We start from the raw sequence: 10,031 nt of genomic DNA, 5'->3' as shown, positions 1-10,031 counted from the left end.
ACCTCTAACGGAGGGTATCGAAGTCAACGATCCAAATGATACATTCTTGCTGGCGATGGCGATGGCGATGGCGATGGCGATGGCAGGTGCTTCCGATTACCTTGTGACCGGCGACCACCGAGCGGGACTGTTGCAACTCGGCAACCTTGGCCGTACGCGTATCGTCACGCCTGCCACCTTCTGCGCCGAGGCGCTTTGATGTTATGCCGGTCAGCTTCCTGTCAGTTACACAACGGGAACACTACGGCCGCTATCCAGATATCCTCTCCAGCGAAGAACTGGCTCGCTACTTCCATCTCGATGACGACGATCGGGAGTGGATCGGCACCAAGCGGCGCGACAGCAGCCGTCTCGGCTACGCGCTGCAACTGACTGCAGCACGCTTTCTTGGTACCTTCCTGGAAGACCCCACTGCCGTCCCCAACGTGGTGCTGCAGACGCTTTCGTCACAACCTGGCATCGTAGATCCTTCCGATAGCGTCATCGCCTATCGAGCGACCAGGCAACGCTGGCGGCACACCGCAGAAATTCGCTCACGTTATGGCTATTGCGAGTTTGCTGGCAGCGGCGTGCAGTTCCGACTCGGGCGCTGGTTGTGCGCGCTGTGTTGGACGGGGACAGACCGGCTCAGCACGTTGTTTGATTACGCTAACGGTTGGCTGGTTGACCATAAGATACTGCTGCCAGGCGTCACAGTGCTGGAACGATTCATCGCTGAGATACGCTCGCGCATGGAGTCGCGCCTATGGCGCCTGCTCGTCCGGGGCGTAACGGCAGCACAGCGCCAGCGGCTCGATGATTTACTCAAGCCCGTCGACGGTGGACGCCAGTCCAAGCTGGATCGGTTGCGCAAAGGGCCAGTACGCGTTAGCGCGCCAGCGCTCGTGCAGGCTTTACAGCGTATTGAGACTGTGCGCAGCTTGGGGATCAGACTGCCTGTCACCCATGTTCCTCCAAGCCGCATTGCGGCGCTGGCTCGCTTTGCCAGCACCGTTAAAGTGTCCGCCATGGCCAGACTACCAGAGGCTCGACGCATCGCTACGTTGGTGGCCTTCGTGCATTGCTTGGAAGCCAGCGCACAAGATGATGCCCTTGATGTACTCGACCTGCTGCTGCGAGAGCTATTTACCAAAGCTGAGAAAGCAGATCGTAAGGTCAGGCAGCGTACGATTAAGGATCTGGATCGTGCCGCCTCGACATTGGCCGAGGCATGCCGGATGCTGCTCGATCACGCCTTATCGGACAATGAGCTCCGCGAGCGCGTTTACGACACCATCGGACGTGATGAGCTGGCCCAGGCGCTTGATGACGTTCGCAGCTTAGTGCGCCCGCCCAATGATGTGTTCTACACCGAATTGGAAGCAAGGAAAGGTACCGTCACTCGGTTTCTGCCAAGGTTGTTGCGGGTCATCCGTTTCGACGCCAACCCGGCCGTTCAGCCATTGGTACAAGCATTAAAATGGCTCAATGAAAAGGCAGAACTCGATCCGCCAATCGACATCGTTAACAAGGCGTGGCAACGTCATGTCGTACAGGATGATGGACGCATCGATGTCACAGCCTATGCTTTCTGCGCTCTCGACCAACTGCGTAGTGCACTCCGCCGGAGGGATGTATTTGTAAGCCCGAGCTGGCGCTATGCAGACCCACGTGCCGGCCTGCTCACAGGTGCAGAATGGGAGGCTACACGGCCCATCGTCTGTCGCTCACTAGGTTTGAGTGCTCAGCCTGACGCCACGTTGAATACTTTGACTCGCGAACTGGACGAAACCTACCTACGCGTCGCCGCGCGCTTACCTGAAAATGACGCGATACGTTTCGAAAAGGTCGGGGAGAAGACCGAGTTGGTGCTCAGCCCCTTGGAAGCGTTGGAAGAGCCTCCTTCGTTGATCGCTCTACGTAACGAGATCAAGGCGCGCATACCGCGCGTCGAGTTGCCAGAAATTTTGCTGGAAGTCGCAGCTCGAACCGGTTGCATGGGGGCGTTTACACACCTGACCGAGCGCACGGCCCGCGCAACTGACCTGACAACGAGCTTGTGTGCGGTTCTGATGGCTGAAGCCTGCAACACTGGGCCAGAGCCGCTGATACGGCAGGACAAACCAGCACTTAAACGGGAGCGGTTGATGTGGGTTGATCAGAACTATGTGCGTGACGACACGCTCGTTGCCTGCAACTCCGTTCTGGTGGCAGCACAAAATCGCATCGCACTGGCTCGTACCTGGGGTGGCGGCGACGTGGCGTCGGCCGACGGTATGCGCTTCGTGGTACCGGTGCGCACGGTCCATGCTGCGCCAAACCCGAAATACTTTAATCGCGGGCGGGGCGTGACTTGGTACAATTTGTTGTCCGATCAGCGTACTGGACTGAATGCGATTACCGTGCCTGGCACGCTGCGCGACAGCCTGATCTTGCTGGCGGTTGTGCTGGAACAGCAGACCGAGTTGCAACCGACACAGATCATGACCGATACCGGCGCGTACAGCGACTTGATGTTCGGTCTGTTTCGTCTTTCAGGCCACCGCTTTTGCCCTCGGCTGGCCGATGTTGGCGGCTCGCGATTCTGGCGCATAGACCCTCACGCCGATTATGGTGACCTCAATATATTGGCGAAGCAACGCGTGAATCTCGACCGTATCACGCCGCATTGGGACGATGTGTTGCGCTTGATCGGCTCGCTTAAGTTGGGCCTGGTACCAGCGATGGGGATCATGCGAACCTTGCAAGTCGATGAGCGTCCAACCAGTCTGGCGCAAGCCATCGCCGAGATAGGCCGCATCGAGAAAACTATCCACGTGCTGAACTTTATCGATGACGAAGCCCTTCGTCGCACCACGCTATTGCAGCTCAATCTTGGCGAAGGCCGGCACAGCTTGGCGCGCGAAGTTTTTCACGGCAAACGAGGAGAGCTGTTTCAACGCTACCGCGAAGGTCAGGAAGATCAGCTAAGTGCTCTCGGCCTGGTTGTGAACATGATCGTGTTGTGGAACACCCTATATATGGACGCGGTGCTCGCGCAGTTGCGCAACGAAGGGTACCCCGTCAGGCCCGAGGACGAAGCCAGACTGTCTGCATTCGGGCATGAGCATATCAACATGCTCGGACGCTATTCGTTCTCGGTACCAGATGCAGTTGCGCGCGGTGAATTGCGGCCGCTGACCAACCAAAATGAATCGGCCTTTTGAAGAAAACATGCGAGATCACTATGCAACAAATAATGAACCAACCACTGGATGACGCTGAGCTTGACCTGCTGAGCAGTTTCCTCGAAGGCGCAGGGGCGTCAGCAATGAACATCGAAATGCTTGATGGGTTCTTTGCCGCGCTGATACAGTCCTGCCCAGCGAATACTTGCCACATGTTTTCGGGGAAGCGCATTTTTTTGACAACCATGACCAAGCCTCCGAGATCCTTGGTTTGGTCATGCGACACTGGAACACCATTGCATCGGCGTTGTTTTTGACTCTGGAAAAGGACGATGTATACCTGCCAGTGCTACTTGAAGATGCGGATGGACTCGTGCGTGGCAACGACTGGGCACATGGTTTCATGCGAGGCACTCGATTAAGACCTTATAGTTGGCAAGAGCTGATCGATAGTGAAGAATTCGGCGGAGCGATGCTACCAATCATGTTCTTGACCCATGAACATGATCCAGATCCAACCATGCGTTCGCCAGAAATAACACCAGATAAACGCAATGAGTTGTTGATGATGATGATTGCGGGGATGACACACATCTATCGTTACTTCTCATCACATCGGCAATTGACCGTGAAAGAGCCTATACGCAGGCTGGGCCGCAAGGTTGGGAGAAACGAATTGTGCCCGTGTGGCAGTGGGCGAAAGTACAAGCATTGCTGCGCTCCCAACGCCTCGAAGTTTCATTGATGTGGGCTTAAGTGACTTCCCTGTTCCATTGCTCCCCGAACCCCTAGGACCAATGCCTTTTAGTTTCATCAGTTGCTGGCTTCGGGGATCTCGGCGCGTAGTCTGAGTCAGAAGACGGTCGTATTCGGTAATTTTTGCCTCAAACCGATCGATATGTTCCAGCAGATCGCCCACACACAATTGAGCCTGCTCTGGCAAAGCGGTCTTGTGCTCGTGCACCATATGACGTAGTGCCTGTGTGCTTTGCGGCCCGATGACGCCAAACTCAGATATCAGTCCCCGAATACGGTTATAAATGGCTGTTTTTTCTTCCATGAATCCCTGTCGGGTTCGATGCAGACACAGCATTGCTTGCTGCTCTTCATCTTTGACTGGCACGAAACGCATCTGGGGACGAAGGACCGCTTCGCAGATAGCTTGCGCATCTGCTGCATCATTTTTCCCTGATTTGCCGGCCATGCGATATGGGGAGACGAATTTGGGGGCCATCAGACGGGGCTCGTGACCATACGTCCGGAACAGTCTTGCCCAGTAATGGGCGCCAGAGCAGGCCTCCATGCCGATGACACATGGCGGCAGACTGGCGATAAGTTCAGGGAGTGCAGCACGCGACACCCTCGGTTTCACCAGAACCGTTTTCCCTGCGTGGTCAACGCCATGAACAGCGAACACGTTTTTAGCAAGATCAATTCCGATTGTCGTGATAGTCATCGTGGATCCCTCGAATGAAATGTGACCCATGGTCGCATGCCAATTGGTTGGACGCATAACCAGGGGAAGTCCCTTTCATTCGTTAGCGGAAAATCGGTATGGCGGCCAAATCTGATGAGGTGAAGATGGTAGCCCGTCCCCATTGGGGCGCAGGCTATCAGCGCTTTGGGAAAGCCGCCCTGCTCGAAAGTCCATTTGGCTTTTTGCTCTTGCATGTATGGCTCCCCAAGCCAAGATTGAAGGTCTGCCTACACCAATCAAAATCAACTATTGATTAATTAATTTTGCATTTCGATGGGTGATGACTGATGGTCATCATCACGTGATGTCCTTGATCGCTTCGATCAGTTTTCCTGTATTGATGCTTTTTCTCATATGGATCAATCCACGCATCAATTTGGCGGCTGTCAGCTTTTTTTGTGTTTGTTGCTGTAACTCTTCAACCCACAAATTCAACTCAGCCCGTTCATCGGGTGTCAATCGAATGGGGGTCGGCGAGGTGCCGGTGGTGACATTGCGTCTGCTGCCGACAGTGGTTATCTTGTCTAACCGTGATTTTTCTTTGCGCCGAGTAAGGGCCGAACTACCTTCCAGTTTTGACATTTGTATTACCTTTGTAATTCATTAATCTTCTGCAACACTTCTGTGGCAAGGTTTTTATAATCCATAACTGCAAGTGCGCCTGGACGATAAAAACGGAGTGGCACACTTGTGACACTGGCTTGACCGATGGATTCCTCCCGTCTGACACAGGATTCAAGGACGCCTCCAGGCCCCTCCTTGCCAACCCGATCGTTCAGGGCTGCCAACTGTTCATCCAGAAAGTCGTTGATCAATTTGTTTTGTTTGGCTCGTTCATTTCTAAAGGCGAAATAAGGAACATGCTCAGTCTCCTTTACCTCTTCCAAAGCATCCAGAAGGTCGGCAAGACCGTTGAGGCTAAAGGAACCACCATCGACGGGGATCAAAAACATATCGGCGGCCATCATGGCATTGGTACTGGTTAAGCTCAGGTTGGGCGGGCAATCCAGGAGGATGATGTCAAATTGGCCCTGCAGCTTCTCCAGGTGACGCATCAAGATCCGTTCGCGGTGTATTTGGGTCAGGCTCTGCTCGATGATCCGTGACAGGCTGATGTCAGCCGGTACCAGGTAAAGATTGGGAATGATCTCACCGTTGGCCATGCATGGAATAATGGTGGCATTGATATCAATCCGTTTGGGCTTGTCGAACAAGTCCGTGACCGTCAGATCGAAATCGTATTTTCCACCGGATAGCACAGTGCTCAAATTGCTTTGTGGATCCAAATCAAACACCAGCACGCGCTTGCCAAGCTCTGCAAACCGTGATGAGAGATTGATGACTGTGGTGGTTTTACCCACGCCTCCTTTTTGGTTTATCACTCCAATTGTCGTTGTCATGTTTCAGTCACCTTGCTACATAGTTGGATGTATTTCAAATGTAATACATTTGGATGGCGGTTGCAAGGGGTCGGTGTATTACATTTGAAATACATTTTCAAAAACAGATACGCATCGATGTATCACACATGTAATACATTATTGTTGGTGATATCACGGAGTGATGTATTACATATGAAATACAATTTATGGTTGTAACGCTAATTTATTGTGCGGGGGCTGTTATATGCGTTGTGTTACCGTCAGAACAGTTGAGAGCGCTAGTGTTGGCGCGGTGGACAACTGCCGTACCGCAGGCCGTCCAGCAGGGCTTGTCCCTGTGGGCGGGACAGTTGCCCACGGTGCGGGGTTAGCCGTGGCAACCCGCCATGATTGGCCCGACCGGATAACCCGCTTGCCGATGGAGTTGCAGCTGCAGGTAACTCCCCAGATCGGGCACCCCGGCCTGGCGCAGGGCGCTGGCCACGGTCATCGAGCGGCGGTCGGCCCTGGGCAGCAGCAGCACCTTTCCCTCGTTGTGGGGACGAGGCAAGTCACCGGCAAACCAGGTGGCCTGCAGTGCCCGCATCGACTCAAACAGCTCATCCCAGAGCAGCGGATCCCTGGTGATGGCAAACAGCTCGTACTCCTCGGTAAGGGCGGTGACGGCGACAGGGTTGAGCAGGTAGCCCTTGAGCATCCCCTTGAGCTCGATCGGCTGGCGGGCGACACCGGCCAGGTAGCGGGCGGTCACAAAATGATGGCTGCCGCCGCTGTTGATGAGGCAGATCCGGCCATCCCAGCCGTGGAAGAGAAAATAGTCGCCGCGCCCAGGCTGCATGATCCTGACCTCGCCATGTGCCAGGTTGCGGGCGATGTTGTCGGGGCTCGGGTCATCGAGGTGGCCACGGCAAAGGCATCCAGATCGGCAAAGTCCTCGAGGGGGCTCTTGGAGGCGGAGAGCATCTGCACTTGACGAATGTCACAGGCCCAGTCATCAAACTGTGCCTGTTCGCAGAGGGTGGCCAGGGCATCGACCTGGATAGCGTGACCCTGGTATTGGTCGTGTACCCGCCCCCAGCCATGCAGCTGGCCGGGCTTGGCGTCCCAGCCTGCCGGTCGCCACTCGTGCCAGCGAATGATGCTGGCGGTACTGACTGAGAGGGGGAGCTTGAGGGGATAGCCCAGGGCGGGAGCGGTGGCCAGTAGGGCATGGAGGCGGGCGGGGTGGCCCAGCTGATGCTGGATAAAGCGCACGGCGGTGGTCAACATGGCAAGGACTCCATCAAATGTCAAAAATGATTGTTCATAAATAGATTTTGATAAACGCGCCCGCGCCGCTGGCACGAGGGCTGTTTGTGTCCCCTATCCTGTCGCCTGCGCCGACCGGCGTCAACTCAACGTCCCAGTAACAGCGGATTGCCCTCATTGGCGACCGAAAAGCTCAACCCTATCTCGCTGGCCGCCGCATCCAGCGCCAGCACCTGGGTATAGACCTCGGTCGATTTGAGCGATCGATGCCCCAGATAGGCCTGCAGCCGCTTGATGTGCAGATTTCCCTGGAGCAGGAGATGCATCGCAAAAGCGTGCCTGAACACATGGGGTGTCAGCGGCACCACCAGGTGAACCCCCCGCCCCCGCAGCGCCGTGTCGGCCTCTTTCAGCCAGTTCCTCACCGTCTGATCGGTGACCGGCCAGATCCGGGCACCCCGCGCCAGCTTGACGGTGGCCAGGTACTCGCGGGCCAGCTGGGCGAACACCGGATCGAGCAGCGGCACCAGCCGCTTGACCGCATCGCCAGCGCGGGGCCGTCCCTTGCCCCGGCTGCGCTGTTTGAGGGTACGTAGCACCACGAACGGCCTCCCCCCATCGAGCTCGAAGTCGCCAGGGGTCAGCGCCAGGGCTTCATTGATACGGGCACCGGTATTCCACAGGGTGGCGATCAGCACGCGGCGCTGCAGATCCGGCAGCATGGCCAGCACCGCGCCGACTTCGTGGGCGAGGAGATAACGGGGTGCGTCCGTGTGAGCGATGGCCAAGTTTCTGAGTGCCGTGGCCACCCGCCACTGCTCGGGGTTGCCAGCGGGGCGCACCAGCGGGGTGCCCTGGAGAGCGTTGCCGAGGGGGTGGCCATGGCCTGTGTGATGAGCCAGCGGGGTGATCTGCATCGGGATCCTTGTCGTGGGGTGAGTCGGTGATCGGCAGGATGCCAGATCCCGGGGGCGGCTGTCAGGGCCAATAAATCCGTGCTGGCGCGGGGTGGTCTTGGGAGTTTTGCCGTTATGGGTGAAAAGTCAAAGCGGCGGCGCAGGCCTGGACGGGCGGCGGGCGGGGGAGATCCTTGCGGGATCCACTATATATAGTAGCCGGTCGCCGCTGCACAGACACAAGATGTTGGGGTGAGGGGGCGGCCTGGGGGGATTGGGGAGTCTAGGCCAACGGCCAAAGCCAAGCTCAAATCTGGTCATAAAGAGCGAGGCTGCAGACCCAAGGCATAAAACGCATTGACATTGGTTTTCGTGAGATCAACAGTTTTCGTGAATAACATACTTTACGTGGAGTGGTTTTGTTATGGAGTTTAGATATCCCACTGCCTCTGCAGAGGCCAACATGAATGCGATGAAGTACCTGACTCAAAATTTGAGCGCACCTGAAAAAGGGCGAGAAGAGGTTGAGTCTCTGATCAAGATGCTGGGCACTTCCATCACAAGCTATCCATCATGGCACCCGATCCTGACCATCCCCAGAGGCCAGGGGGAGGATCATGGAGATTTGGGTCGTCTATACACAGGGATTGACCACACTATCAAGTTTGTCAGGGGGTTTGTGACCTGCCCCTACAGCGAGGAGAAGGCGAATGCATTGGTAGATTATGTCAACACGCTGACAGGGTTAAGTGCATATCGGACAGATACGAAGCTGTATAGCGATCATGCTTACCCAGTGGTTGTTGAAGCCATGGAGGTCATGCTGGAGGCTGATGGAACCATTCGCAGCAGGGATGCGCTCGCCTGGTGTGTGCAGGAGTTGGTTAGGAACGCACAGCATGCGCAAGTCGCAGAAACATGGTGGAGCATGAGAGGTTACCTGTTGGGTGAGCCTCATGGTTCACGCTCATCATTGCTGGTCAATCAGTACACCGGTGGGCATATGCGAAAGATCTTGGAGGCGTTAAATAACAGCGGCATGTATGGCCCTGTTAAGGAGTGGTCGCTGGATATGCTCTCCAAGAAAAAGCGGGAGCTCATTGGGGAAACGCTGCTGCGTGCGGCACTGAAGCAGTATGAAAAGGGTGGCGAGAAATTTACGTTTGAACTCAATGGTGAGCGCTGTAAAGCGTCAGTGGGGGATACCTGGAATGATGGCAGTGAGCTGTCGGTCAACGTCATGATCGGGGCCTCGGAGTTGGTGGTCAACGGTTTTTATTACCCTGGGCAGGATCTCCTCCAGTCATCCGATCCAAAGGGCAAACAAGCGCTGGCTGAGAAGTTTTTATGAGCGTTGAGTTCACAACCAGACCATCAAAGGAGCCCCGTATAGTGGGCTCGATATCGACGGCTACTCAGGTTTCAACCGCGCAACCTGATCCTGGTGGAGCATGCCATGCTCAGAAAACGTAAACCTCCAGAACTGGTGATCAGTGAACCTGACATTGAGGCCGCTCTTGATCATCTTCAAACCCTGCCATATAGGCTTGAGCAGCCAAGACGTTGGGATCGTCAGCGCCTGTTGAACCGCATCAGGGGGTCATTGGCCACAGCCCAGAGAGCTGTAAATGCTACCGAGTCGGGGCTCGTCTATATGCGATAATTCAGCCCTTTGGCGTTGATTTCATATCAGATGGTCAACATGACAATGATGGTCGGCTGCAAGTCTGTCTGAATCGCCCCTGGTTTTCTAGACACTCTGTTGCTGACAAATAAACTGCCTTTCAAACTCTACCGGCGACAGCCCATCATTGGAACCATGGCGCCTGATTGGGTTGTAAAACATTTCGATATAATCAAATACTGAATCGCCCCTGGTTTT

9 protein-coding genes and 3 pseudogenes are annotated in these 10,031 nt (G+C 55.5%); 5 read left to right on the top strand and 7 right to left on the bottom strand.

Features of this window, described 5'->3' with window-relative positions; translation table 11 throughout:
• The 4 genes and pseudogenes from AXW79_RS20085 to AXW79_RS24210 all read left to right on the top strand — a co-directional run.
• Positions 1-199 (top strand): annotated as a pseudogene (locus tag AXW79_RS20085) (putative toxin-antitoxin system toxin component, PIN family); the annotation flags it as partial.
• 4 nt (positions 200-203) lie between these two features.
• Positions 204-3,185, top strand: a complete 2,982-nt coding sequence (locus tag AXW79_RS20080) for a Tn3 family transposase (protein WP_005321103.1) — start codon at positions 204-206, stop codon at positions 3,183-3,185.
• A gap of 139 nt (positions 3,186-3,324) precedes the next feature.
• Positions 3,325-3,744: pseudogene (locus AXW79_RS20075) on the top strand (UPF0149 family protein); the annotation flags it as partial.
• Complete coding sequence (locus AXW79_RS24210) at positions 3,718-3,891, top strand: SEC-C metal-binding domain-containing protein (protein ID WP_443262931.1); 174 nt, start codon at positions 3,718-3,720, stop codon at positions 3,889-3,891. The pseudogene AXW79_RS20075 and the gene AXW79_RS24210, both read left to right, overlap by 27 nt.
• Positions 3,892-3,936: 45 nt before the next feature.
• Here the strand turns inward: AXW79_RS24210 and AXW79_RS20070 are convergent.
• From AXW79_RS20070 to AXW79_RS20045, 6 genes and pseudogenes are all read right to left on the bottom strand, one after another.
• Positions 3,937-4,602 (bottom strand): annotated as a pseudogene (locus AXW79_RS20070) (IS110 family RNA-guided transposase); the annotation flags it as partial.
• Between the two features lie 318 nt (positions 4,603-4,920).
• Complete coding sequence (locus AXW79_RS20065) at positions 4,921-5,205, bottom strand: hypothetical protein (protein ID WP_005321108.1); 285 nt, start codon at positions 5,203-5,205, stop codon at positions 4,921-4,923.
• Between the two features lie 5 nt (positions 5,206-5,210).
• On the bottom strand, positions 5,211-6,023 hold the full coding sequence (locus AXW79_RS20060) for a ParA family protein (protein WP_005321110.1): 813 nt from the start codon (positions 6,021-6,023) through the stop codon (positions 5,211-5,213).
• Positions 6,024-6,372: 349 nt separating this feature from the next.
• Entirely contained in the window at positions 6,373-6,867 is a 495-nt protein-coding gene (locus AXW79_RS20055) for a DUF6685 family protein (RefSeq protein WP_331200019.1), read from the bottom strand.
• Complete coding sequence (locus AXW79_RS20050; RefSeq protein ID WP_005321112.1) at positions 6,753-7,274, bottom strand: hypothetical protein; 522 nt, start codon at positions 7,272-7,274, stop codon at positions 6,753-6,755. The genes AXW79_RS20055 and AXW79_RS20050 overlap by 115 nt, the downstream gene beginning before the upstream one ends.
• 125 nt (positions 7,275-7,399) lie before the next feature.
• A complete protein-coding gene (locus AXW79_RS20045) occupies positions 7,400-8,170 on the bottom strand; it encodes a tyrosine-type recombinase/integrase (RefSeq protein WP_005321113.1) in 771 nt (256 codons plus the stop codon).
• A gap of 442 nt (positions 8,171-8,612) precedes the next feature.
• On the opposite strand from AXW79_RS20045, the gene AXW79_RS20040 reads away from it, so the two are divergent.
• A complete protein-coding gene (locus tag AXW79_RS20040; RefSeq protein WP_227534482.1) occupies positions 8,613-9,500 on the top strand; it encodes a hypothetical protein in 888 nt (295 codons plus the stop codon).
• Positions 9,501-9,899: 399 nt separating this feature from the next.
• Here AXW79_RS20040 and AXW79_RS22560 read toward each other — a convergent pair.
• Positions 9,900-10,031, bottom strand: a 132-nt coding sequence (locus AXW79_RS22560; protein ID WP_155736677.1) for an IS3 family transposase, incomplete at its 5' end; no start/stop codon positions are given.

It is taken from the genome of Aeromonas salmonicida subsp. salmonicida, assembly GCF_001643305.1.
Taxonomy (GTDB): Bacteria; Pseudomonadota; Gammaproteobacteria; order Enterobacterales; family Aeromonadaceae; genus Aeromonas; species Aeromonas salmonicida.
This window is presented reverse-complemented; position numbering and strand designations above follow the sequence as displayed.